At 72.5% G+C, this 24,352-nt stretch carries 21 protein-coding genes and 1 tRNA gene; 11 read left to right on the forward strand and 11 right to left on the reverse strand.

Annotated elements, in window-relative coordinates:
• The 7 genes from phoU to EDD40_RS24960 all read right to left on the reverse strand — a co-directional run bounded on the left by phoU (position 1) and on the right by EDD40_RS24960 (position 7,732).
• Positions 1-672, reverse strand: coding sequence for a phosphate signaling complex protein PhoU (gene phoU / locus EDD40_RS24930; RefSeq protein ID WP_123745092.1), 672 nt, complete (start codon positions 670-672; stop codon positions 1-3).
• A gap of 80 nt (positions 673-752) precedes the next feature.
• Positions 753-4,100 (reverse strand): LCP family protein, encoded by a 3,348-nt coding sequence (locus tag EDD40_RS24935; protein WP_148088906.1) that lies wholly within the window; start codon positions 4,098-4,100, stop codon positions 753-755.
• Between the two features lie 210 nt (positions 4,101-4,310).
• Positions 4,311-5,174, reverse strand: coding sequence for a GGDEF domain-containing protein (locus tag EDD40_RS24940; RefSeq protein WP_123745094.1), 864 nt, complete (start codon positions 5,172-5,174; stop codon positions 4,311-4,313).
• Positions 5,175-5,354: 180 nt separating this feature from the next.
• Complete coding sequence (locus tag EDD40_RS24945) at positions 5,355-5,810, reverse strand: hypothetical protein (RefSeq protein WP_123745095.1); 456 nt, start codon at positions 5,808-5,810, stop codon at positions 5,355-5,357.
• The gene (gene dusB, locus EDD40_RS24950; protein WP_123745096.1) at positions 5,803-6,951 is read right to left on the reverse strand and encodes a tRNA dihydrouridine synthase DusB; all 1,149 of its coding nucleotides are present in this window, start codon (positions 6,949-6,951) and stop codon (positions 5,803-5,805) included. The genes EDD40_RS24945 and dusB overlap by 8 nt, the downstream gene beginning before the upstream one ends.
• Positions 6,952-7,075: 124 nt before the next feature.
• Entirely contained in the window at positions 7,076-7,546 is a 471-nt protein-coding gene (locus EDD40_RS24955) for a superoxide dismutase (protein ID WP_123745097.1), read from the reverse strand.
• Between the two features lie 113 nt (positions 7,547-7,659).
• Positions 7,660-7,732, reverse strand: a tRNA-Lys gene (locus EDD40_RS24960).
• A 157-nt stretch (positions 7,733-7,889) separates the two neighbouring features.
• On the opposite strand from EDD40_RS24960, the gene EDD40_RS24965 reads away from it, so the two are divergent.
• Entirely contained in the window at positions 7,890-8,747 is an 858-nt protein-coding gene (locus EDD40_RS24965) for an exodeoxyribonuclease III (protein WP_425471251.1), read from the forward strand.
• Here the strand turns inward: EDD40_RS24965 and EDD40_RS24970 are convergent.
• A complete protein-coding gene (locus EDD40_RS24970; protein ID WP_123745099.1) occupies positions 8,744-8,977 on the reverse strand; it encodes a hypothetical protein in 234 nt (77 codons plus the stop codon). The genes EDD40_RS24965 and EDD40_RS24970 overlap by 4 nt on opposite strands.
• Positions 8,978-9,593: 616 nt before the next feature.
• Here EDD40_RS24970 and EDD40_RS24975 point away from each other — a divergent pair.
• The 5 genes from EDD40_RS24975 (at position 9,594) to EDD40_RS24995 (ending at position 18,952) form a co-directional block, all read left to right on the forward strand.
• Entirely contained in the window at positions 9,594-10,139 is a 546-nt protein-coding gene (locus EDD40_RS24975; RefSeq protein ID WP_211348237.1) for a TetR/AcrR family transcriptional regulator, read from the forward strand.
• Between the two features lie 48 nt (positions 10,140-10,187).
• A complete protein-coding gene (locus tag EDD40_RS24980) occupies positions 10,188-11,408 on the forward strand; it encodes a hypothetical protein (protein WP_123745101.1) in 1,221 nt (406 codons plus the stop codon).
• 79 nt (positions 11,409-11,487) lie between these two features.
• Entirely contained in the window at positions 11,488-12,069 is a 582-nt protein-coding gene (locus EDD40_RS24985; RefSeq protein WP_123745102.1) for a hypothetical protein, read from the forward strand.
• The gene (locus EDD40_RS24990) at positions 12,069-14,066 is read left to right on the forward strand and encodes an SPFH domain-containing protein (RefSeq protein ID WP_123745103.1); all 1,998 of its coding nucleotides are present in this window, start codon (positions 12,069-12,071) and stop codon (positions 14,064-14,066) included. The genes EDD40_RS24985 and EDD40_RS24990 overlap by 1 nt, the downstream gene beginning before the upstream one ends.
• Complete coding sequence (locus EDD40_RS24995; RefSeq protein WP_123745104.1) at positions 14,063-18,952, forward strand: DNA repair ATPase; 4,890 nt, start codon at positions 14,063-14,065, stop codon at positions 18,950-18,952. The genes EDD40_RS24990 and EDD40_RS24995 overlap by 4 nt, the downstream gene beginning before the upstream one ends.
• Before the next feature lie 113 nt (positions 18,953-19,065).
• Here the strand turns inward: EDD40_RS24995 and EDD40_RS25000 are convergent, their stop codons facing one another.
• Positions 19,066-19,593 (reverse strand): excalibur calcium-binding domain-containing protein, encoded by a 528-nt coding sequence (locus tag EDD40_RS25000; protein ID WP_148088907.1) that lies wholly within the window; start codon positions 19,591-19,593, stop codon positions 19,066-19,068.
• 128 nt (positions 19,594-19,721) lie between these two features.
• Here EDD40_RS25000 and EDD40_RS25005 point away from each other — a divergent pair, with 128 nt between their 5' ends.
• From EDD40_RS25005 to EDD40_RS25015, 3 genes are all read left to right on the forward strand, one after another.
• Positions 19,722-20,558, forward strand: a complete 837-nt coding sequence (locus EDD40_RS25005; RefSeq protein ID WP_123748260.1) for an oxygenase MpaB family protein — start codon at positions 19,722-19,724, stop codon at positions 20,556-20,558.
• A 174-nt stretch (positions 20,559-20,732) separates the two neighbouring features.
• A complete protein-coding gene (locus EDD40_RS25010) occupies positions 20,733-21,560 on the forward strand; it encodes a glutamate ABC transporter substrate-binding protein (RefSeq protein ID WP_123745106.1) in 828 nt (275 codons plus the stop codon).
• Between the two features lie 213 nt (positions 21,561-21,773).
• Positions 21,774-21,977 (forward strand): cold-shock protein, encoded by a 204-nt coding sequence (locus EDD40_RS25015; protein WP_015105489.1) that lies wholly within the window; start codon positions 21,774-21,776, stop codon positions 21,975-21,977.
• 134 nt (positions 21,978-22,111) lie between these two features.
• Here EDD40_RS25015 and EDD40_RS25020 read toward each other — a convergent pair whose 3' ends face one another.
• Together EDD40_RS25020 and EDD40_RS25025 are read right to left on the reverse strand one after the other, a co-directional pair.
• Positions 22,112-22,351, reverse strand: coding sequence for a hypothetical protein (locus EDD40_RS25020; RefSeq protein ID WP_236594562.1), 240 nt, complete (start codon positions 22,349-22,351; stop codon positions 22,112-22,114).
• 339 nt (positions 22,352-22,690) lie between these two features.
• Positions 22,691-23,083, reverse strand: a complete 393-nt coding sequence (locus EDD40_RS25025; RefSeq protein ID WP_123745108.1) for a hypothetical protein — start codon at positions 23,081-23,083, stop codon at positions 22,691-22,693.
• Positions 23,084-23,247: 164 nt separating this feature from the next.
• Between EDD40_RS25025 and EDD40_RS25030 the strand changes: the two genes are divergently transcribed.
• Positions 23,248-23,493, forward strand: coding sequence for a hypothetical protein (locus tag EDD40_RS25030; protein WP_123745109.1), 246 nt, complete (start codon positions 23,248-23,250; stop codon positions 23,491-23,493).
• Between the two features lie 105 nt (positions 23,494-23,598).
• Positions 23,599-24,327 carry an SCO6745 family protein gene (locus EDD40_RS25035; RefSeq protein ID WP_123745110.1) on the forward strand — a complete coding sequence of 243 codons (729 nt, stop codon included), beginning with the start codon at positions 23,599-23,601 and terminating at the stop codon, positions 24,325-24,327.
• The last annotated feature ends 25 nt before the right edge of the window (positions 24,328-24,352 follow it).

Consider the following 24,352-nt stretch of genomic DNA (forward strand, 5'->3'; position numbering starts at 1 on the left):
TCAGGCGTCGTCGCCGGTGTCGCCGTGGTAGCCGGGCATCCGGCCGGTGACCACGAAGACGGTGCGCTTGGCCACCGACACCGCGTGGTCGGCGAAGCGCTCGTAGAACCGGCCGAGCAGCGTGGTGTCCACCGCGGACGGCACGCCGTGCGCCCAGTCCTTGTCCATGATCACCGTGAACAGGTGGCGGTGCAGGTCGTCCATCGCGTCGTCGGCGTCCTCCAACGACCGCGCCCGCTTCACGTCCTGCGTGCGGATGATGTCGGTGGCCTCGCGCGCCAGCTCGACCGCGATGCGGCCCATCTCGGCGAAGTACGGGCGCACCGTGTCCGGCACCACCTGGTTCGGGTGCCTGCGCCGCGCCGCCTTGGCCACGTGCAGCGCCAGGTCGCCCATCCGCTCCACGCTCTCGGCCGCGTGGATCACCGCGAGCACGATCCGCAGGTCGGTCGCGACGGGCGCCTGCAACGCCAGCAGCGCGTACGACTGCTCCTCGATGTCGGCGCGCACGTCGTCGATCTTGGCGTCGTCACCGATCACCTGCTCGGCGAGGGCGAGGTCCGCCCCGAGCAGGGAAGCGGTCGCGCGCTCCATCGCGTCGCCCGCCATGCCGCACATGTCGGCGAGCTGGTCGGCGAGTTGTCCGAGCCGGTCGTGGTAGGCCTCACGCATGGGCGTCAGCCTACGGCCAGGTCATCGCGGTAGCGACCCACCCCGGTGAACCCGCGGTGAACCCGAAACGTCCAGTCCGCTCAGGCGCAGGGGTCCTTGCCCGCGTTGACCACGGTCAGGTCCTCCGGTGGCGTCGCCTTGCCCGGATCGGTGCCCGCGGCCTGCGGCGCCCGGACTTCCTCGTCCCAGCCGGGGCCGATGAGCAGCTGCACGGAGCCGGCCATGTTCGCCTGGAACTGCAACGTCGCGCCCGGCACCGAGGACAGCAGGGTCGCCGCCGCGTCCTCCCCGCCGACGCCGTACAGGATCACGGTCTTCTCGGCGGGCGGCGCGTCACCGGGGAGGACGACGTCGTAGCCGAGCTCCCGCAACGCCAGGGTGGTGCGGCGGGACGCGCCGTCGTTGTCCGGGTCGCCGTTGCGCACCTGGATCTTCAGGCCCTTGTGGTCGACGACCTTGCCCTGCTTGGGTCCGGGCGGCGGCGCGGCGGCGGAGGTCTGGCCCTGGGCCTGGTTCGGGTCGGCCGCCGCGTTGTCCGGCGTCTCCTCGGGCAGCGGCGTGCCGTCGATGATGGCCTGGAACAACGCCTTGACGTCGTCTTCCTTCAACAGCTCCAGGTTGTCGTCGGTGGACGGCGTCGGGCCCTCGGCCGTCTCGTGCGGGATGGTGACGAAGGTGACCCGGCCCGCTTCCAGGCTCTGCAACGACTGCGCCAGCGTCAGCATGTCGTTCACGCCGATGTTCTGGCCGACGGTCGACGCGGCGAACGCGTTGAGGAAACCGTTGAGCTTGCCCGGGTTCAGCAGGATCTCCGACGACAACGCCTTGCGCAGCAACGAGGACAGGAACTGCTGCTGCCGCCCGACGCGGTCGAAGTCGGTCTTGGACTCGCCCTCGACCTTGCGGGCCCGCACGAAGTCCAGCGCCTTGTTGCCGTCGATCTCGTACCGGCCGGCCTTGTCGAAGATCACGCCAAGCTCTTCGTCGTCCATCGGCTTCGACACGCACACCGGGACGGTGCCGATGGCGTCGACCATGCCCTTGAAGCCGTTGAAGTCGATGCTGAGGAAGTGGTTGATCTCCAGCCCGGTCAGCTCGGTCATGAACTTGCTGACGCACTTCGGCCCGCCGACCGCGTACGGCTCGTTGGCCTTCACGTCGTCGGCGGAGTCGAGCTGGGTGCCGGTGTACTGGCCGGTGGTGGGGTCCCACTCCTCGCACTGCGGACGGGTGATCAGCAGGTCGCGCGGCACGGAGACGATGACCATGCGCTTACGGTCGGCCGGGATGTGCGCGAGCATCAGCACGTCCGAGCGCGCGCCGATCTCGGAGTTCGCGTCGCCGACGCCGTCCTCCGGCCGCGCGCCCGCCCGGGTGTCCGAGCCGACGATGAGGAAGTTCTCGTCACCGAGCTGCTTCTCCGCCTCGTGCACCGCGGCGGAGTTCGTGTTCAGCGCCTCGATCTCGGTGATCTGGCTGTCGATGTAGAGCATCGCGCCCCAGCCGAGGCCGGTGGACACGAACACCAGCACGGCGGCGGCCAGCGCGACGACCTTGACCGTGCCCACGATCTTGCTGTGCTTGGCCGTGCGGCCGCGGCGGCGCGGGCCGTCGTCGTCGGGGTCGTCGACCGGCGAGGCGTACTCGGTGGCGTCCTCGTCGTGCTCGGCCTTCCACGGCATGAGCTTCTGGCGGCGTTCCTTGCGCAGGCGCTCCTGCTCGGCCAGCTCGTCGTGCACGGCGGAGAAGCGGGCCAGCGTGTGGTCGACCTCGCGACGCTTCTTGACGTCGTCGCTGATGGCCTCCATCTCCGTGGTGAGGCTGGCCGGGTCGATGGCCTCGCGCGGTTCGGGGCCCGCGTCGAGGCGGGCGGCGATGACGGGCGGCGCCGGGTCGGGCGTGGAGGTGTCGTCGTCGGCGAACCTCCGGCCGGGCGCGTCGCCGGCCGGGCGCGGTCCGCTGCCGTCCGGTGGCCCGTCCGCGAGCCGGCGCGGTGCGCCGCCGTCGACCGGCACGACCGGGGGTCCGTCGGCGAGGCGGCGGGGTCCGCTGCCCTCGGGCCGGCGGCCGGTCGGGTCCTCGACGGGCAAGCCGGGCGAGCCGGGCAGGCCGGGCGGGACGGGCGCCGGGCGGCGCGGGTCGACGGCCGGGTCGGGTCGGCGGCCGGTGCGCGGGCCGCCGGTCAGGTCGTGCGGGCCGCTGCCGTCGGCGAGGCGACGGGGCCCGTCGGCCGGCGGCGGGGTGGGGCGGGGGCGTTGGCCGGTGTTCTCGCCGGGGCGCGGCCCGTCCGCGAGCCGCCTGCCGATGCCCTCGGCCGGTGCGCCCTCGACGACGGCGCGGCGTCCGGGCGGTCCTGCTTCGTCGGGGCGTCGGCGCAGGTCTTCGGGGCGCGGGCGCGGTCCGCTGCCGTCCGCCGGGCGGCGAGGCGTGTCGGGTGCGAGGCCCTCGGGGTGTTGGCGCTCGGGGTGTTGGCGCGGCGCGTTGCCGTCCGCCGGACGCCGCGGCGCGCCCGGCGCGAGGTCTTCCGGTCGCGGCCGGGGTCCGCTGCCGTCGGCGAGGCGGCGGGGTGTGTCGGGGGCCAGGTCCTCGGGACGGGGACCGCCGCCGTCCGCCAGTCGCCTGGGCGTGTCGGGCGCGAGCCCTTCCGGGCGCTGCCGCGGTCCGCTGCCGTCGGGGAGCCGTCGACCCGGCGCGGCGCCGGGGAGGTCGGGGCGCGGGCGTTGGCCGGTGCTCTCGGCGCGTCGAGGCCCGGCCGGGTCCTGGGGGCGGCCGTTGGCGGGGAAGCGCGTGCCCGGCTCGCCGGGGGGGACCGGGCGCGGCGCGACCGGACGTCCCGGGACCGCGTCGTCGGGTCGACCGGCGTAGCCGTTCGCGGGTCCGGTCGCCGGCGGCGGCACGGGACGGCCGGGGCGTGCCGGACCGGGCTCCTCGGGACGGCGGCGCGCGCCGGTGTCCTCCGGCGCGGGGCGCGGCGTCCGGGTGCCGGTGCCGTCGTTCGTGGCGAAGAAGTCGTTCGGGGGCGGCGCGGTCGGGCGGCGTCCGGGTGCGGGCGGCGCGCCGTTCGTCGGCCTGGGCCGGGTCCCGGTGTCCTCGGGCGCCGGTGGCGCGTAGTCCGGCGGCGGGGCCTGCCTGCGCGGCGGCGGTTCCGGCGCGGCGCGGCGGCCGGTGCCCTCCGGGGCGTGCCTGCCGTTCGGGGGCGGCGCGGGTCTGCGGGGCGGCTCCGGCTCGGGCGCGGCGCGCCTGCCGGTGTCCGACGGACCGGGCGGGACCGGGCGTGGGATGTTCGTGCGGCTGTGCTGTTCCAGCAGGTCGGACACGCTCAGCCCGCCATCGTCCAGCGACCTGCGGCGACGGCCGGTCGGCTGGTCTTCCTGGGGGGCCTGGTCACCTCCGGGTCCGGGGCCGCCACGGCGGGGCTCGTCGGGCACCCGGTCTCCCTTCAGCTTCGGTCATTAGTCGGTCGTCATCACGAGTTGACGACGGCAAGGACACATTGGTTGCACCAACGGCGTGTCACTTGCCTTGGCGATACTACGGATGACGGCCAGTCCTGACGACCACTCCCGGTGATACAGGGGTCGGCAGTACTCGGTTGCGCGCAGCAGACTACGTCCGAAAGGGTGAGTGGACGTCAGGTGTCAGTAACCGGCGACCCGCGATTCAGCTATACCTCGTCGCCCGGAAGCGGCACCCGCGAGGAGGACGCGGCCGTTCGCCCGGTAGGCGACGGCGTTCCGTCCTGACTGCTTGGCGGTGTACAGCAGGCTGTCGGCGCGCAGGAGTTGCTGCTCCGGGGCGACCGGCGCGCGGGTCGGCCCGCCGGCGGGCGGCGGCTCATAGGCCAACCCGATGCTGACGGTCACTCGCAAACCCGGCGCGAGGGAAGCCCAGGCGTGACGCTCGACACGCGACCGGGCCGACTCGGCGATCTCCACCGCCGGCCCGGGCTCGACGTCGGGCAGCACGAGGACGAACTCCTCGCCGCCGTAGCGGGCGCAGAACCCGCCCTCCGGCAGCTCCTCCTGCAACAGCTCGACCACTCGCTGCAACACCCGGTCGCCCAAGAGGTGCCCGAACGTGTCATTCACCTGCTTGAACCAGTCCAGGTCGATCAGCGCGATGGCGAGGCCCGCCGCGGTGGAGCCGCGCTCGGCGACGATGTCGAGCAGTCGCTCGTCCAGGTACCTGCGGTTGTAGCTGTCGGTGAGGCTGTCGCGCAGGCTCTGCTCGCGCGCCTCGGCGTGCTCGCGGCGCAGCCGGTCGACCTCCCGCCGCAGCTGCTCGGGCACCTGCGGCGGGTCGTCCTGGTCGGCGTAGACCAGGTCGAACGCGGAGCGCAGGTGCTGGTAGGCCTGCCGCCACTGGCCCCGGGAAGCGAGCAGCGCGGCGATCGACTCGTGCAGCTGCACCAGGCCGGTGCCCTCGCTCTCGGAAGCGGGCGTGCCTGCGCCGGGCCGCCCGTCGCGGTCGGACTCCGCGACTTCGGGTCGCAGTGCGGTCATCGCGCTCACCTCCCTCCTTGCCAAGGTGTCGTCTGATACGAGGCGACGCTTGAGCCGGCGGGACGCGTCATAGAGGGATTTCCCTCGACTGGTTGACTGTGCACTGCTCCGAACCAGTGGCATTCGGTGATCGAACTGCCGAAAAGTTGACGGAGCGTGGTCAGTCGGCTCGGTGTGACCTCAATTGACACACGGGGCGAAGCCGTAGGCCTTGCCGTTGAGCAGCACGACGTGCTGAGAGCCGATCTGGCTGCCGATCTCGGAGCCCTCCTGCACGACGGTCAACGTGACCGCGACGACCAGCACCACGCCGCGCGGGTGCTCGTCCTCGCCTGGTGGCGTCCACGCGGGGTCCAGGCGCAGCGTCGACATGGTCGGCTGCACCCTGATGGTCCCCGAGGGCAGCCGGCAGTCCTCGTCGCGGAAGTCCGGGTGCTGGGTGTCCTTGAGCAGGTCGCGCTGCTCGGACGTGCCCTGCCCGCCGGCCTCGTTCAGGTCGGCGAAGTAGCCGGAGACGAGCTCCCGCTCCACGTCGGTGACCTGGAGCGGCCGGGCGACGCCGGTGACCGTCGAACCGCAGCCGGCCAGCAGCAGGGCACACGCCAGCGCCGTCGCGGCGCGCGCCACGTCAGCCACCCGAGTGCAGTTCGTCGGCGCCCACGGGCACGGTGGCGTCCTCCGGGTCGTCCAGCCAGCCCTCGGGCAGCACGACCTTGCCGGGCGAGCCCTGCCTGCCGCGCGGCTCGTCGGCGTTGTCCGGGAACTCCAGCGTCGGGTCGAGCCGGCCGACCAGGTCGTCCAGCTCGGCGAGGGTGGAGACCATCGCGAGGTTGCGGCGCAGCTCCGCGCCGACCGGGAAGCCCTTCAGGTACCAGGCCATGTGCTTGCGCAGGTCGCGCAGGCCCTTGTCCTCGCCGAGGAAGTCCGCGAGCAGCACGCCGTGCCGCCGCAGGATCGCCGCGACCTGGCCGAGGCGCGGTCCCGGCGGGACGGGCTCGCCCCGGAACGCCGCCTGCAGCTCGCCGAACAGCCAAGGCCGGCCGAGGCAGCCGCGGCCGACGACGACGCCGTCGCAGCCGGTCCGGGCGACCATGTCCAAGGCGTCCTGGGCGCTGAAGATGTCGCCGTTGCCGAGCACCGGGATGCTCGTCACGGCCTCCTTCAACCGGGCGATGGCGGACCAGTCGGCCTGGCCGGAGTAGCGCTGGGCCGCGGTGCGCGCGTGCAGGGCGACGGCCTGCGCGCCCTCGTCCTCGGCGATGCGACCCGCGTCGAGGTAGGTGAGGTGCTCGTCGTCGATGCCGATGCGGAACTTGACCGTCACCGGCACGCCGGCGGGCTCGGCGGCGCGCACCGCGGCCCGCACGATCTGCCGGAACAGCTGCCGCTTGTACGGCAGTGCCGCGCCGCCGCCCTTGCGCGTCACCTTGGGCACCGGGCAGCCGAAGTTCATGTCGATGTGGTCGGCCCGGTCCTCGGCCACGATGATCTTCGCCGCTTCGGACATCGACTTCGGGTCGACGCCGTAGAGCTGCATCGAGCGGGGGCTCTCGTCCGCGCCGAACGTGATCATCTGCATCGTCTTGGCGTCGCGCTCGACGATCGCCCGGGCGGTGATCATCTCGCAGACGTAGAGCGACGTGGGGCTGCCGAACTCGCGGCAGAGCTGCCGGAAGGCCACGTTGGTGATGCCCGCCATGGGCGCGAGCACGACGGCGGGATCGACCGGGTGGCGGCCGATCGTCAGGGGCTTGGTGGCGTGCAGGGCGGTGGACATCGCCGTCCATTGTCGCCCAGCGCCGGTAGTGGTGGGCGCCACACCGGCGAATCGCCCGCACCCGCGGTGACCCCCGCCACCTTCCCCGCGAGGTGGGCGTGGCGCGCGGTGGCCGTCCTGGGCGTCAGAACGGCACGGTCAGGCACCCCAACCGCGCCCCGGCCGTCCCCGCGTGCCCGGGTTCGGTGTGCGTGTGCTCCTCGTGCAGCACGACCGATCCGGCGCGCCGTTCGCCGAACTGCCACTCGACCCGCGTCCACGCCTGACCACGACCGCGCGCGTCGGTGGTGAAGTCGAGCCAGATCTCGTTGCGCGGGTTGGCGAACGCGGGATCCGTCGCCCCGCCCTGCACGTGCTGGTAGTGCGGCCCGGCATCGGTCGACACCGGCCCGCAGGCGTTCACGTGCGCGTGCGCGCCGTAGTCGCGGTCCGGCAGGAGACCGCTCGTGCGCAGCATCACGACCGTGCCACCGGCCAAGGGCGCCACCACCACCTCCGCCCGCGCCCCCACGGGCACACGCGCGTCGTAGCTGGTCAGCTCCCCGGACACGGTCGTCAACGAGGCCACAAGAGCAAGTGCCGCAGCGAGGTACATGGCCCCTGCTTATCGCCACCCCACCACCACCGCCACCACGACCACCCGTTCCGGTGGCGTTCCCCCGACGAACCCCGCGTCCCGCACTTCGTTTCAGCCAACGGGCTCGAAAGTGGGCCGCCAGGGACTCGAACCCTGAACCCGAAGATTAAAAGTCTCCTGCTCTGCCAATTGAGCTAGCAGCCCGTGCCCGACAGCTTACCGAGGCCGGGCGTCCCGGTGAGCAGGGTGGTCGACCGCGTGATGTGGGTGGTGTCACGTTCCGGCGCACGCCAGAGGGTGCGGCGCAGGTCAGGGGGTTGTCGGTCGGTCGCGGTGGCGGGAGCGGATTACGGTGGGGTGGGTGCGGGTGGCTACTTGGAACGTGAACTCGGTCAAGCAGCGGTTGCCGCGGTTGTTGCCGTGGCTCGACCAGAGGCAGCCCGATGTCGTCTGCCTGCAGGAGACGAAACTCGCGGACGACGCGTTCGCGGCGCTCCTCGGCGACGAGCTGTCCAGCCGCGGGTACGAGGTGGCGGCGCACGGGGAGAGCCGGTGGAACGGGGTCGCGATCCTCTCCCGGGTGGGCTTGGAGGACGTGGTCGACGGGCTCGCCGACGGGCCCGGGTTCCCGCACCCCGAGGCGCGGGCGGTGGCGGCGACGTGTGGCGGGGTGCGGGTCCACTCCGTCTACGTGCCCAACGGGCGGACGCCCGATTCCGACCACTACCACTACAAGCTGGCGTGGCTGGCGGCGTTGCGGGACGTCGTCGCGGCCGGGCCGCGGGACGCGGTGGTCTGCGGTGACGTCAACATCGCGCCGGCCGACGCGGACGTGTTCGACCCGGCGGCCTACGTCGGCCACACGCACGTGACCGCGCCCGAACGGGAGGCGCTGGCGGCGTTGCAGGCGGTCGGGCTGCACGACGTGGTCCGCGACCGGTGGCCGGACCGGCGGGTCTTCACCTACTGGGACTACCGCGCCGGCATGTTCCACCAGGACCTCGGCATGCGCATCGACCTGGTGCTGGCGTCGACCCCGGTCGCCGCGCGGGTCGAGGCGGCGTGGGTCGACCGGCACGCGCGCAAGGGCACCGGGCCGAGCGACCACGCCCCGGTGATCGTCGACCTGGACGAGGCTCCCGACGGGGACATCGGCCCGGTCGTGCCGCCGCCGTCCGCGCCGCGCGCCCGCAAGGCGGTGAAGCTCCCGCAGTCCTAGCCCGCCGGCTCGTCACGCTCCAGGTCCGCGCTCCACGACGGCCACGACGGCCGCGGCGCCAGCGCCACCCGCAGCCCCAGGTCACGCGCGCCGGTGAACCGGCGCACCCGGGCCAGTCGGTTGAGCTGGAGCGACCGGGCGGCGAGCCGTTGCGTGACCCGGCGGCGCTTCGCGTCGTAGGACCGCAGTCCCTCGTCGACGCTGCCGGTCAGGCTCTCGGCCGGCACCACCCCGTCGATGATCGCCTGGCACGCGCCCTTGCCCGAGGTCGGGTGTCATGGCGTGCGCGGCGTCACCGAGCAGCGCCACCCGCCCCGAGGTGTAGCGCGGCAACGGCGACAGGTGCGGCAGTTCGTGCCGCAGCACGTCGCCCGCGGCGGCCGGCACGCGCGGGATCGGGTCGTGCCAGTCGGCGAACATCGAGAGGTCCGGCCCCGGCGCGTACCAGTTGGTGCGGCCGTCGGCCTGCGGCGTGAAGCCGAACTTGCCGCCGCGCCCCCACGTCTCGCCGCCCGCCTCGACCGGGACGTCCACGGTGCCGCGCCACCCGATCGTCCCCGACCGGCGGACCGGCGCGTCGAACAGCCCGCCGCGCACGCCGAACCGGACGACCCCTGCGGCAACGCCCCGGCGAGCACGCCGAGCAGCGCCGGCCGCGTGAGCAGGTGCACCGAGCCGGCCGCGACGCCCACCCCGAGCCGGTCCAGGGCCGCCGGCGCGTCGGGCCGGATCCCGAGGCCCGTGGCCGCCGACCCCGCCACCGATCACCGCTGCCCGCCGGAGTCCCACGCGACGCACCGCACTACAGGTGTAGTGGCGAACACTACGGATGTAGTATCGGCGGTGATGACCAGGCAACAGCAGGTGCTCGACGCCGCGATCCGAGTCCTCGGCACGGGCGGCATGCGCCGGCTCACCCACCGCGCCGTCGACACCGAAGCCGGCCTCCCGCAGGGCTCCACGTCCAACCACTTCCGCACCCGCGACGCGTTGATCGGCGCCGTCCTCGGCCGCCTCCTGGAACGCGAGACCGAGCTGTGGACCGCCCTGGCCGGCGACGTCGCCACCCCCGAAGCCTTCGCCGACGCCGTCGGGGCCCTGGTCGAGCGGCTGGCCGAGGACCGCGTCCTCACGCTCGCCCGCCACGTGCTGTTCGTCGAGGTCGCCCAGCGACCCGGGCTGCGCGGCGACGTCGACCGGGCGCACCGCGAGATCGGGAGCTGGGCACTGCCGCTGGTCGCGGGCCTCGGGTCGGCCGACCCGCCGGCCGACCTGGCGCTGCTCCTGGCCGTGATCGACGGTCTGCTGGCCAACCAGCTGGCGAACCCGAGCCCCCGCTTCGACCCCGCCGCGGCGCTGCGCACGGTGCTTCGGGGGATGCTCGGGGGCTGACCGCTCCGCCATCATGTGCGCCGACCCACGACCCGAGGAGCGGCGACGGTGACCGACCACGTGACGCAGGCCTACCTGGACGACGAGAGCCTGCACGGGGTGATGGGACGGCTCGACCTGCCGCCGCACCTGCGCGCCGCCTACGCGCACCGGCTGGTCGACCGGCCGTTCTTCCTGGAGGAGCACACCGCGCACAGCATCGCGGCGGACGTGCTGGACTTCTTCGAGCTGCTCTTCTCCTTACCCCGCAGGATGTTCGACGGCAGCTTCACGCGGTTCGCCGAAGCCATCGGCATCCCGCCGGAGGAGGCGGCGATCATGGGCTCGGACCGCCCGCCGATGCACGGCCGCGCGGACATCTACCGGGTCGGCGACGAGTTCCGGCTGCTGGAGATCAACGCGGGCACCCAGCTCGGCGGCCCGGACCTCGGCGAGCTGGCCCGCGTGATCCACGAGGAACCCGGTTTCCAGCCGTTCGTGCGCGAGCACGAGCTGGCCTACTTCAACCCGATCGAGAAGCTGCTCGACGCCGTCGGCCGCGACCGGCAGGTGGCGTTCCTCGAAGAGGGCGGGATGCTGACGAGGTTCGCCAAGGGTTTCGCGAGCTTCCAGGAGAGCTGCGCCCGACTCGGCGTGGACGTGCTGCTCGGCGAGCTGCACGAGGTGACCGAGCGCAACGGTTTCCTGCACCTGCGCGGCACGAAGCTGGACGTGGCGGTGCGGTACTTCTCCGCCACCCAGGCCGTGGGGTACGCCGACCTGCTGGCCAAGGGCCACAAGACCGAGCTGTACACGCCGCTGTCGAGCTACTACTACGGCAGCAAGTCGACCATCGCCCTGCTGTCCGAGCACCGGGAGGTGCTCGACGACGACGAGCGGGCCCTGGTGGACCGGCTGGTGCCGTGGACCCGCTACCTGCGCGACGTGCCGCGCGACCGGCTGCGCGCGGACCGGGAGGAGCTGATCGTCAAGGCGGCGGGCGGGTTCGCGGGCGCGGGCGTGCACCCCGGCTGGCTCATGACCGACAAGGAGTGGGCCGAGCTGCTCGACGACGTGGCCGGTCAACCGTTCGTGGTGCAGGAACGCGTGCGCCCGACGCCCGACGTCGTGCCCGGCGACGACCGGCCGTGGCTGACCACGTGGGGTTGGTTCGTGACCGACCAGGGGTTCGCGGGCATGAGCATCCGGTCCATGCCGTTCGCCGACGGCGCCGTGGTCAGCTACGCGGGCAACCCGCTGACCAAGGTGTCGGGGCTGCTCGTGCACTGACCGGGGTGGCCCGACCGCGTTGCGTCATTCCCCCCTGGCGCCCGCACAAAACGGGTTAGCCTCCCGTCGAGGGGGGTACATGGGGGAGTTCTTCGCGGCATCGCTGGAGTTCCCGGTCGCGGTGCTCAGCGTCCTGCTGGTGATCGTGGTGGCCTACTGGCTGCTGGTCGCCTTCGGCGCGGCGGACGCGGACTGGGTCGAGCTGGACATCGGCGGCGTGCCCGCCACGCTCGGGATCTCCCTGCTGGTCGCGTTCTCCTGGTTCGCGTGCCTCGCGGGCGTCGTCGTGCTCGAACCGGCCTCGGCGCTCGCGGGCGCGGGCGTGCTCGGCGGGTCGCTCGCGGTCGGCCTGGCGCCGACCCGGCTGGTGATGACGCCGTTGAAGCGGCTGTTCCCGGCCGACCCGCCCGCCTCGCGGCTCGACTTCGTCGGCCGCACCTGCGTCATCCGCACGGGCCGCGTCACGCAGACCTTCGGCCAGGCCGAGGTCACCGCCGCGGACGGCTCGTCGGCCGTCGTGCAGGTGCGGCAGCCGGGGTCGGACGCGCTGACCGCGGGCGCCACCGCGCTCATCTTCGACTACGACGTGGACGGCGAGTTCTTCTGGGTCGCGTCCCTCGACATCGGACACGACCCGGCACTCACACGGGGGGACCACTGATGGACGTCATCACCACCGGGTTCGGCATTCTCATCGCCGTCGTCCTGGTCGTCGTCATCGGCCTGCTGATCCTGGTCAGCCGCCTGTTCCGGAAGATCGACCAGGGCAAGGCGCTGATCATCTCCAAGGTGCGCAAGGTGGACGTCACGTTCACCGGCGCCGTGGTGCTGCCGGTGCTGCACCGCGCGGAGATCATGGACATCTCGGTGAAGACCATCGAGATCCGCCGCGCCGGGCAGGAAGGCCTGATCTGCCAGGACAACATCCGGGCCGACATCCGGATCACGTTCTTCGTGCGGGTCAACAAGACCGTCGAGGACGTCATCAAGGTCGCCCAGGCGATCGGCACCGCCCGCGCGAGCGACGAGCAGACGTTGCAGGAGCTGTTCAACGCCAAGTTCTCCGAGGCGTTGAAGACCGTCGGCAAGCAGCTCGACTTCATCGACCTCTACACCAAGCGCGACGAGTTCCGCGACCGGATCATCCAGGTCATCGGCACCGACCTCAACGGGTACAGCCTGGAGGACGCGGCGATCGACTACCTGGAGCAGACGCCGATGGCGCAGCTCAACCCGTCGAACATCCTCGACGCGCAGGGCATCCGCAAGATCACCGAGCTGACCGCGATCGAGCACGTGCGGACCAACGAGTTCACCCGGCACGAGGAGAAGGAGATCACCCGCCAGAACGTCGAGGCGCGCGAGGCGATCCTGGAGCTGGAGCGCCGCCAGGCGGACGCGGAGATCAAGCAGAAGCGCGAGGTCGAGACGATGCGGGCGCGCGAGGAGGCGGAGATCGCCAAGGTGCAGGCCGAGGAGCGCCTCAAGTCGAACACCGCGCACATCCGCACGGACGAGCAGCTCGGCATCCAGACCGAGAACAAGGCGCGCGAGATCGCGGTGGCGGAGAAGAACCGCGAGCGCGTGATCGCGATCGAGACCGAGCGCATCGAGAAGGACCGGCTGCTGGAGGTCATCGGCCGGGAGCGGGAGACGGAGCTGTCCCGCATCGCCGCGGACAAGGAGCTGGAGGCCGAGAAGCGGTCCATCGCCGAGGTGGTGCGCGAGCGCATCGCGGTGGAGAAGACCGTGGCCGAGCAGGAGGAGATCATCAAGCGGCTGCGGGTGGTCGAGGAGGCCGAGCGCGACCGCCAGACCGTGGTGATCAGGGCCGAGGCCGAGGCGCAGGAGGGCCTGGTCAAGGACATCAAGGCCGCCGAGGCCGCCGAGCAGGCCGCGAAGTTCAAGGCCCGCGAGGAGCTGCTGCTCGCCGAGGCCCGGCAGCAGGCCGCCGAGCTGGACACCCGCGCGATGATCCGGCTGGCCGAGGGCAAGCAGGCCGAGGCGGCGGCGACCGGGCTGGCCGCGGTGCAGGTGCGCGAGCGCGACGCGGAGGCGACCGAGAAGGTCGGCCGCGCGGAGGCCGTGGTGGACCGGGAGAAGGCGCTGGTCGAGGCCCTCGCGATCCGCGAGAAGCTGAAGGGCGAGGCCGAGGGCCTGGCGGACAAGGCGGGCGCGATGGCCGCGTTGGACGACGCCACCCGCGAGCACGAGGAGTACCGCCTGCGGCTGGAGGCCGACAAGGAGGTCCGGCTGGCCGGGATCGACGTGCAGCGGCAGGTGGCCGAGTCGCAGGCGCTGGTGCTGGCGGCCGGCCTGGAGAAGGCCGACATCGACATCGTCGGCGGCGACAGCATGTTCTTCGACCGGATCGTCGGCGCCATCACGATGGGCAAGCAGGTCGACGGGTTCGTCGGGCACTCCGAGGTCGCGCAGACCCTCGCCGGGCCGTGGCTGAACGGGTCGGCGAGCTTCACCGACGACGTCGGCAGGCTGCTCGGCTCGCTGAGCACCGGTGACGTGAAGAACCTGACGGTGTCCGCGCTGCTGCTCAAGCTGATCAACTCCGGTGGGCCGGACGAGGGCAAGCTGCGCGAGCTGCTGGCCGCCGCGCAGCGCCTCGGCGTGGCCGAGCGGCCGGTCGCCTCGCTGTCGTGAGCACGCCCGTGGAGGTGGCGCCGGCGACGTTGGAGGCGGGCACCTACGAGGTGCTGCGGGCCCGGCTGGCCGAGCAGGCGGCCGGGCTGGCCCGCCGGGCGGAGGCGCTCAACGCGCGCCGGCTGGACGCGTTCGGCGGCGCCGAGCTGACGTTGCTGGGCACCGAGCGCATCCGCACCGAGCACAACTGCGTGCCGCGCGACTGCGTCTCGCTCTCCGTCGCGGAGGGTCGGGGGTCGCAGGTGGCGGGGCTGATGCTGTTCGGCTACAACGTCTTCATCGGCCTCAAGCCGGAGACGACGGTCGACGACGTGTTCTCGCTGCACCGCTTCACCCGCGACGGCGACGCGTTCCGGTTCGAGGACGCGGGGTCCGGCGACCCGGCCGACGACGAGCTGCCCGGCCTGCTGCGCGACGCGAAGTTCGAGCGCGACTTCGCCGAGCTGTACCGGTACTACCGCGACACCAGGCTGATCCAGCTGCGCAAGGTCGAGGGCCGGTTGCTGGCGGTGTTCCAGACCGGCGCGCGCATCGGCGACATCCGGGTGCTGCGCTGGCAGCTCGGCGCGGACGGCACGGTGGCGTACCTGGACAACCGGGGCGAGCGCGACCACGTGTTCCCGCCGTCGCACGACTTCGAGTGGGTGGTGACCGGCCGCGAGCACCACGTCCTCGGCCGGCACCCGCACATCTCCATCGAGGACGAGGTGTTCGTCGAGACCATCGGCGGCGACCTCACCATCAAGGTGGAGAACAACACCGAGACCGGCGAGGGCGTCTACACCGAGCCGGTGGACGAGCCGCTGCAGTCGCTGGCCGACGGCGAGGTGCAGTACGCGCGGGTCGGCTCGCTGATCCTGCTGCGCATCCGCCCGTACAACGAGACCGCGTGGCGGCACCTGGTGTTCAACACGCGCACCCGGGCGGTGGTGCGGCTCGACGGCATCGGCCAGGCGTGCCAGCGGCTGCCCGAGGAGCAGGGCCTGATCTTCCCCGGCGGCTACTACCTGGCCACCGGCGTCAGCAAGACCTTCGACACCCCGGTCGACGAGCTGGAGTTCGAGCGGGTCATCCGCTCCACCAACGGCGAGGACGTGCTGTACGTCTTCCACGCCCGCCGCGACGGCCGGTCGCTGCTGCTGCCGTACAACGTGATCCGCAAGGAAGTGGCGAACCCGCTGACGTGCCACGGGTACTCGCTGTTCGACGACGGCACGCTGGTCGTGTTCCGCGCGATGAGCGACGAGCCGACCCGCGTGCACCCGATGCAGGTGTGGCAGACGCCGTACCTGTCCGACGCCTACGCCGCCGCGCAGCCCGTCGGCACGGGACCGCTGGAGCGGGTCGGCAACGCCGACCTGGTGCGCGGCATCTCCGACTGCCTGTCGGTGAGCCGGATGGTCGGCGAGATGGCGCCGTCCGTGCCGGTGTTCGAGGACCTGATCTCCTCGTGCACCAGGGTGTTCGACGCCTACCACTGGCTGGGTGACGCGGAGCTGGAGGACCTGCGCACGCCGTTGACGCAGGTCCGGGCGACGGCCGAGCAGGTGCTCGACGAGTTCGAGACCGTGCAGGCGCTGACCGACCAGGCGGCGACCGCCGTGGCCGAGGCGGACGAGCGGATCGCGTCGATGATCCGCCGGGTGCGCGGCGAGGTCCCGACGACCGCCGACGCGTGGGTGCGGCAGCTGGCCGACCTGCGGCAGGCGCAGGGGCACCTGGTGACGTTGAAGGACCTGCGGTACGTCGACGCGGCCCGCATCGACGCCCTGGTGTCGTCGCTGGCGGACGAGCTGGGCGGCACGGCGCGGCGCGCGGTCGAGCACCTGCGCCGCGACGACGCGTTCGCCGACTACCACGAGCAGGTCGAGGCGCTGGTCGGCGCGGCGGACGCGATCGGCACGGTCGCCGAGGCCGGGCCGGTGGTGGAGGAGCTGGCCGAGCGGCAGCGCGGCCTGGAGGTGCTGACCGAGGTCGTCGGCTCGCTGGACATCGCCGACGCGACCGTGCGCACGTCGATCCTGGAGCGCATCGGCGAGGTGCTGGGCGGGCTGAACCGGGCGCGGGCCACCGTGGACGGTCGCCGGCGTGCCCTGCTGGCCACCGAGGGCCGGGCCGAGTTCGCCGCCGAGTTCGCGCTGCTCGGCCAGGCGATCACCGGCGCGCTGGCGGTCGCGGACACGCCGCAGCGGTGCGACGAGCAGCTGGGCCGGCTGCTGCTGCAGCTGGAGAACCTGGAGTCGCGCTTCGGCGAGTTCGACGACTTCCTCACCCGGCTCGGCGACAAGCGGACCGACGTCTACGAGGCGTTCTCCTCGCGCAAGCAGGCGTTGCTGGACGACCGGGCCCGGCGCGCCGACCGGCTCGCGTCCTCCGCCGACCGGATCCTGGCCGGCGTGACCGGGCGGGTGGCGTCGCTGGCGTCGTTGGACGAGGTCAACACCTACTTCGCGACCGACCCGATGGTGGTGAAGGTCCGCTCGGTGGCCGAGCAGCTGCGGTCGCTCGGCGACGAGGTGCGGGCCGAGGAGCTCGACGGGCGGGTGCTGGCCGCGCGGCAGGAGGCGGGGCGCTCGCTGCGCGACCGGCTCGACCTGTTCGACGGCGGGACGATCCGGCTCGGCAGGCACCGGTTCGCGGTGAACACCCAGCCCGTGGACCTGACCCTGGTGCCGAAGGACGGCGAGCCGGTGTTCGCCATCATCGGCACCGACTTCCGCTCACCCGTGCGCGACCCGGCGTTCGCGGACACCAGGCCGTTCTGGGACCAGCTGCTGGTGTCGGAGACGGCCGAGGTGTACCGGGCCGAGCACCTGGCCACCTCCATCCTGGCCGGGCACCCGCTGGACGACCTGCACGCCGCCGTCACCGAGGACCGGCTGCCCGACCTGGTGCGGCAGGTGGCCGAGTCGCGGCTGGACGAGGGCTACGAGCGGGGGGTGCACGACCACGACGCGGCCCGGATCCTCGACGTGGTGCTGCGGCTGCACGCGGGCGCGGGCGTGCTGCGGTACCCGCCGTCCGCGCGTGCGGCGGCGCAGTTGTTCTGGGCCTCGGCGGACGAGGACGAGCGGGCGCTGTTCGAGCGGCGGGCGTCGTCGTTGGGGCGGGCGCGGGCGGCGTTCGGGCACACGGCGGCGATCGACGAGCTGTGCGCCGAGCTGGCCGCGGCGGCCGGCGACCCGTTGGCGGGCGAGTACCTGTTCGAGGAGCTGTGCAGCGCGCCGTTCGGGTTCGCCACCAGCGCCGGGGCGCGCGCTCTGGTGGACGCGTTCCACCGGGCGTTGGGCGGGCGCAAGGAGTTCGACGAGGACCTGCGGGCGGTCGTGGACCTCGACGTGCGGCGGCGGTTGGTGGAGGGCTGGTACGAGGCGTTCCTGGGTGGCCTGCCCGAGAAGGACCGGTACCTGCCGGACCTGCCGGAGGCGGTCGCGCTGGAGCTGTGCCGCGACCTGCCGCGGCACGAGTCGTCGGCGCAGCTCACGGCCACCGCGGACGGTCTGCTCGGCGCGCACCCGCGCATCGCCGACCGGTCGTTGCCGGTCCGGTTGGACGAGCTGCTGACCCGCACCCGCCGGTTCCGCGACGAGCGCGTCCCCGCCTACCGGGCCTACCAGCGGCGGCGCAACGAGGTCGTGGCCGCCGAACGCGCGCGCCTGCGCCTGGACGAGTTCCAGCCGAAGGTGATGAGCGCGTTCGTGCGCAACCGGCTGCTGGACGAGGTGTACCTGCCGCTGATCGGCGACAACCTCGCCAAGCAGCTCGGCGCGGCGGGCGACGGCAAGCGCACCGACCAGATGGGCCTGCTGCTGCTCATCTCGCCGCCCGGCTACGGCAAGACGACGGTGATGGAGTACGTGGCCAACCGGCTCGGGCTGGTGTTCGTCAAGGTCAACGGCCCGTCGCTGGGCCACGACGTGACGTCGGTCGACCCGGCGGACGCGCCGAACGCCACCGCGCGGCAGGAGGTCGAGAAGATCTCGTTCGCGCTGGAGGCGGGCAACAACGTGCTGCTGTACCTGGACGACATCCAGCACACGTCGCCGGAGCTGCTGCAGAAGTTCATCTCGCTGTGCGACGCGCAGCGGCGGATGGAAGGCGTGTGGGACGGCGGCACGCGCACCTACGACCTGCGCGGCAAGCGGTTCGCGGTGTGCATGGCCGGCAACCCGTACACCGAGTCGGGGCAGCGGTTCCGGATACCCGACATGCTCGCCAACCGCGCCGACGTGTGGAACCTGGGCGACGTGCTGTCCGGGCGCGAGGACCTGTTCGCGTTGAGCTACATCGAGAACGCGCTGACGTCGAACCCGGTGCTCGCGCCGCTGTCCACCCGGGACCGGGGCGACGTGGAGCTGCTCGTGCGGATGGCGCGCGGCGAGGACGTGCGGGCCGACCGGCTCGCGCACCCGTACTCGTCGGTGGAGTTGGAGCAGGTGCTGTCCGTGCTGCGCAAGCTGCTGCGGGTGCAGGAGGTCGTGCTGGCGAACAACCAGGCCTACATCGCCTCGGCCGCCCAGGCCGACGCCTCGCGCGTCGAGCCGCCGTTCCAGCTCCAGGGCTCCTACCGGAACATGAACAAGCTGGCGGAGAAGGTGGTGCCGGTGATGAACGACGCCGAGCTGGCCGCCGTGATCGACGACCACTACGCGGGCGAGGCGCAGACGCTGACCTCGGGCGCCGAGGCGAACCTGCTGAAGCTGGCGGAGCTGCGCGGCGCGCTGACCCCGGCCGCGGCCGCCCGCTGGGCGGAGGTCAAGGCCGCCTACGTCCGCGCCCAGGCCCTCGGCGGCGCCACCGACGACCCGACCACCCGCACCGTCGGCGCGTTGTCGCTGCTGACCGACCGCGTGGGCGCCGCCCTCGACCGCCTGGCCGACCGCTGACCGCGTTCCGCCGCGCGTGTCCTACGTCCGGAACGCGCGTGTCCTGCGTTCAGGACACGTGTGTCCTACGTCCAGGACACCCGAGTTGAACGCTCCGGTGTCACCGCGGCCGGTCAGTCGGCGCGTTCGCAGGCGATGCCGTCGTGGTCCCGGTCGAGCCGGTGGCGGTCCCAGCCGACCACCTCGATGCGCCGGATGCCCTGCTCGTACAGCCACTCGCACCGCTTCGACACCCCGCGCGGGAACCGCCACGGCACGCACGCGCCGTCGGTCAGGTACGAGTAGTCGCAGTTGTCACCCCACGACGGTCGCGTGGACGTGGTGCTCGTCGGCGGCGTGGTGGACGACGGAGGCGGCGGCGGCTCGGACGTCGTCGTCACGGCGACGGTGGTGACGGTGGTGATCGGCGGCACGGGCCGCTGCTCGGGCGGGGGGACGACCGCGGGGATCGTCGTCGGCCGGGCGACCTCCAGCGTGGTGGTGTACGTGGCGCTGAGCACGCCGGGCTCGGCCGGGCTCAGGTGCACCTGGCGCGCGTCCACCGGCCTCGGTTCGTTCACGGTGAGCGCCAACGCCACGAGAGCACCGGTCGCGAGTAACAGCGCCACGCCGGCGAAGGCGACACTCCTGCCACTGCTCATCCCAGCACCCGATCCAGGCTCCACGGTGTCACGTGGAATCGTTCGCGCCGCTGAAGGCGTTACGCCCCAGCCTGTTCCGGCAGGTCGCGGGGGGTGACGGAAACCGCCCGGCATGACACGATCAGGTGGTGGACGTGGGGGTGCTCGGACCGGGAAGCGTCACCTGGCAGCTGCACGCCGACCCCGCCATGTGGGTCGCCGGCATCGCGAGCCTCTACCTCCAAGCGCTGCACCCGCGCGCCGTCGCGGCCGTCGTGCAGAACTCCGACTTCCAGCGGGACCCGCTCGGCCGCCTCCTGCGGACCGCGGACTTCGTCGGCACGGTCAGCTACGGCTCCACCGAAGAGGCCGAACGGGCCGCGGCACGCGTCCGGGGCGTGCACCGCACCCTGCGCGCGACGGACGCCACCGGCCGGAGCTTCCGCATCGACGACCCGGAGCTGCTGCTCTGGGTGCACTGCGCCGAGGTGCACAGCTTCGTCACCGTCCTGCGCCGCGCCGGCTACCGCCTCACCGACGCCCAGGTCGACCGCTACTACGCCGAACAGCGCCGCACCGCCGCCCTGGTCGGCCTGCACGCCGACGAGGTGCCCGGCAGCGCCGCGGAGGTGGCCGACTACTTCGCCTCCGCCCTGCCCGGGTTGAAGCGCACCGCGGACTCCGAAGTGGTGTACCGGTTCCTGCACCGCCCGCCCGTCGACGGCGTGCTGCGCCTCGGCCTGGACGCCTACGAGCCGCTGCTCGGCCACCTCGCGTACTCCGTGCTGCCCGCGTGGGCCATCGCCCTGCACGGCCACCGCCCGTACCCCGAGCCGGCCGCCACCGCCCTGCTGCGCGCCGTGCGGACCGCCGCCCTGCTGGTGCCCGCGCCGATCCGCTGGGGCGTGCCGGAAGGCCATGTGAACAAGGCGATCCGGCGGCTCGGCCCGCGGGTCGCGCCGAGGCGCGCGCTCCTCCCGTCTTAGCTCCCGAACTGGTAGTAGTCGGGCTCACAGCGCGGATTGGGCCGAACGGCCCAGCGGCATGGACCACTGCGACCTTTATCGCATCTGGAGCACCGCTCGGTTTGCCTAGCATGGCCAACGTCCGGCGCGTCGATCCGCGCCAGCCACCCGAGCACCCCGAGAGGTTCGCACCTCATGCTGTCCCGACGACTGCTGCCCGCGACCGCCCTGGTCACGGCACTCTCCCTGCTCGCCGCGTGCGGCGGCGCGAGCGACGACACGCTGTCCGGCAAGGCCGACGACGGCGAGCTGACCATCGGCATCCGGTTCGACCAACCGGGCCTGGGCCAGCGCAGGCTCGACGGCAAGTACGTCGGCTTCGACGTGGACGTGGCGAAGTACGTGGCCGCCCAGCTCGGCGTCGACGAAACCGGCATCACGTGGCGCGAAGCGCGTTCCGCCGACCGCGAGAAGCTGATCGAGTCCGGCGAGGTGGACTTCGTCGTCGCCACCTACTCGATCACCGACAAGCGCAAGGAGCAGGTGTCCTTCGCGGGCCCGTACTTCGAGACCGGCCAGGGCGTCCTCGTCCGCTTCACCGACGACGAGATCAGCGGTCCCGAGACGCTCAACGGCAAGAAGCTGTGCTCGGTCACCGGCTCGACGTCCGCGCAGAAGGTGAAGGAGCAGTTCGCCCAGGACGTGCAGCTCGTCGAGTACGGCCAGTACTCCGACTGCGTCATCGCCCTGCTCGCCGCCAACGTCGACGCGGTCACCACCGACGAGGTGATCCTCGCCGGGTACGTGGCGGAGAACCCCGAGCTGCTCAAGCTGGTCGGCACGCCGTTCACCACCGAGCGCTACGGCATCGGCCTGGCCAAGGCGGACGCCAAGGGCCGGGCGGACGTCAGCGCGGCCATCGAGAAGATGGTCGGCTCCGGCGAGTGGCGCTCCGCGTTGGAGCGCAACATCGGTCAGGCCGACGTGCGGCTCCCGGAACCACCCAAGGTGACCGAGAAGTAGCTGTCCGGTGGACCAATGACTTCGGGGGTGTAGTGCTGGGCGTCACCAACCGATACGCTCAGCCACGCAGGCCGTGGTTTCTGTGTTCGTGTCTCACGCTCGCGGAACGACACGCGGGCGTGCCGTCCCCACCCTGAGCGGTGGGGGAAACGCCCCGGGACGGCCGGGGCTGCACGGTGCAGCCCCAAGCTTTCCTGCGATGGAGGCAGGTACATGGCACTGGGCACTGTCAAGTGGTTCAACTCCGAGAAGGGCTTCGGCTTCATCGCCCAGGAGAACGGCGGGCCGGACGTCTTCGTGCACTACTCGGAGATCCAGGGTCAGGGCTTCCGCACCCTGGAGGAGAACCAGCGGGTCGAGTTCGAGATCGGCCAGGGCACCAAGGGTCCGCAGGCCCAGAACGTGCGCAAGGTCTGATCGCGGCGGATCGTTCCAACTCACGTCTCAGGCACCCAACGGAACAGGCCCCCGACCGGGACGGTCGGGGGCCTGTTCGCGTTCGGGCCCGGCGTTCGGGTGCCGGGGCGGTGGTGTCGTGCTGGTGACGAGTCCTAGTAACCGCGCTGGCGGGCTTCCCACTCCAGTCGCTGCATGACCCACTCGGTGGCCAGCGCCTGGGGTGAGGTCTGCCGCTCGGCGGCCAGTTCCTTCAGCTGCTCGTTCGCCATCAGCTGGAGGCGGAGCTGGTAGACCTGCGCGGTGCCGAAGCTGGTGCCGGCCGTCGTCTCCGCGTCCGCGGTCTCCGGGGCGAGGGCGGCCAGGTACGACTCCAGCTCCTCGTCGGCGGGCACAGCGGTGTCGTCCAGTTCACGCGCGGGCGGGCGATGCCGGCCTGACTTCGACCGTCCAAGGGATCCAAGAGGCACGGCGACACGATAACGGTTGGATTGCGGAACCGGCCACACTGTGGCCTGGGTCACAGATGTGTGCATGGAGAGGCCCCCGCGCCAGGGGGAGGAACGCGGGGGCCGGAGGGGATCTCCACAGGCGCTGACCGGGGGTGTGTCAGCAATTCGGATTGTTGCACGCGCACGTGTGCCTGGGGAGTGGGTTGGGCCGAAATCTTCAGGCAGTCGGTGCCCCGAACCCTGTGCTCAGCCCGTTTTCGCCCGTCGACCGCACCCGGAGGGCTACCCCTTGGGGGTATCGGGCCCGTCCGGTGGCGGCTCCAGGTTGGTGATCTCGCCCTCCAGTCGCTGCACCAGGTCCTCCAGCCCCGCGAGCATCCCGTCGAGCTGGCTCATCTTGTCGCTCATCAACCGATCGATGTCCGCCTCGATCGCGGACAGCGAGAGGCTGCCGAACAGCTCCTGCGGGTTCGCCGCCGGTGGCGGTCCGTCGGCGCCGGTGGTGCCGGCGGTGTGGCCGGTCCCGGTCTCACCGGTCGCATCGGACGCGGTCGCATCGGGCGCCGGCTCGGTGGCGGCGGTGTCGGGCTCGGGCTCGCCTGCCGGCGGCGGCGGCGCGATCGCGTCGTCCGCCACCGCTGGTTCCGGCGTCTGCCCCGGTACCGGTTCGGTCATGGGTTGCACCCTCCTCGTTCGCGTCAAGCACATCACGCGACGCTTGACACCAAGTGGCCTACACGGAAAGTGACGCTCCGTTGCCCCTGAATCACTCTCCGGGGGGCTGCGGTGGTTCGATGGGCTCGCTTAGCCTCGCGCCAACCTCAAGTCGGGGAGGCGTCATGAGCGGGTCACTAGAAGTGCGTCAGTTCCTGTGGAACCAGGACGAGACGATGTCCAGGCCGGGCGGCGGTGGGGTGCCTGCCCAGCGAACCGGTGAACCGTCGAGGATCTCGGACGAGCAGGTGCACCGGGCCAGGCTGTCGGTGGCGCGCGGCGCCACCAGCGCCGAGGACTGCCGGTTGCTGCTCGACATGCTCGGCCTGTCGCCGGGCGAGGACGGGGGCGTGCCGCCCGTGCAGCGGTAGGACGCCGCAGTCGCGGCCCCTTCGGGACTCGTCCGCGAAGGGGTCGCGGTCGCTCGCGCCGCCTGCCCGGTGGTGTCGGGCAAAGTTTTGTGACACCGTTACGAAATGCTCTCCACCGCTCGGTCGACCCGGGACGCCCTCGTCGGGCGCGCCGGGTCGTTCATGACCTCGCCGGAACTCGCGGCCCGCGAGGAAGCCGCCGGCCTGCCGCCGCGCACCCTCTACTTCCGCGGCCGCACCGCGGTGCTCGGCAACCCGCCGCCCGGGGTGGTGGCGTCCGTGCTCGGCATCTTCCCCGAATGGCTGGTCCAGGCGGCGCTCGTGCGCACGTTGCCCGCCGAGCGCGCGATCGAGGCGTACCTGGGCGCCTGCTGGGACTGGGCCCGCGACCACCTCGGCGGGACGCCCGAGCCGGCCCGCTTCGCCGAACTCGCGTTCACCGTCGTCGACGGCGCGGACGCGTCCGCGCTCCCGCTGTTCCGCGGCTGGCGCGAGGTCGCCCGCCCCGACGACGGCCCGGCCGCGCTCGGCCACGCCCTGATGGTGCTGCGCGAGCTGCGCGGCGGGCTGCACTTCGCCGCGCTGCGCGCCGTCGGGCTCGGCGTGACCCAGGCCGTCGCCCTCGACCCCGGCGGCGGACGCGGACGGCTCCTGCGCACCGGGTGGCGTCCAGAGGACGCCGACGCGCTGCTGACGGCCGTGGCGGGCCGGCCGGACCTGGCCGCCCGGTGGCGGCAGGCGGAGCAGGCGACCGACGACCGGTTCGACGACGCCTTGGCGGTGCTGACCGACGCCGAACGGGCGGAGTTCGCCGCCCGACTGCTCGCCCGGTGACTCCGGCGCACGGGCGAACCGCCGT

The sequence above is a fragment of the Saccharothrix texasensis genome (genome assembly GCF_003752005.1).
Classification (GTDB): Bacteria; Actinomycetota; Actinomycetes; order Mycobacteriales; family Pseudonocardiaceae; genus Actinosynnema; species Actinosynnema texasense.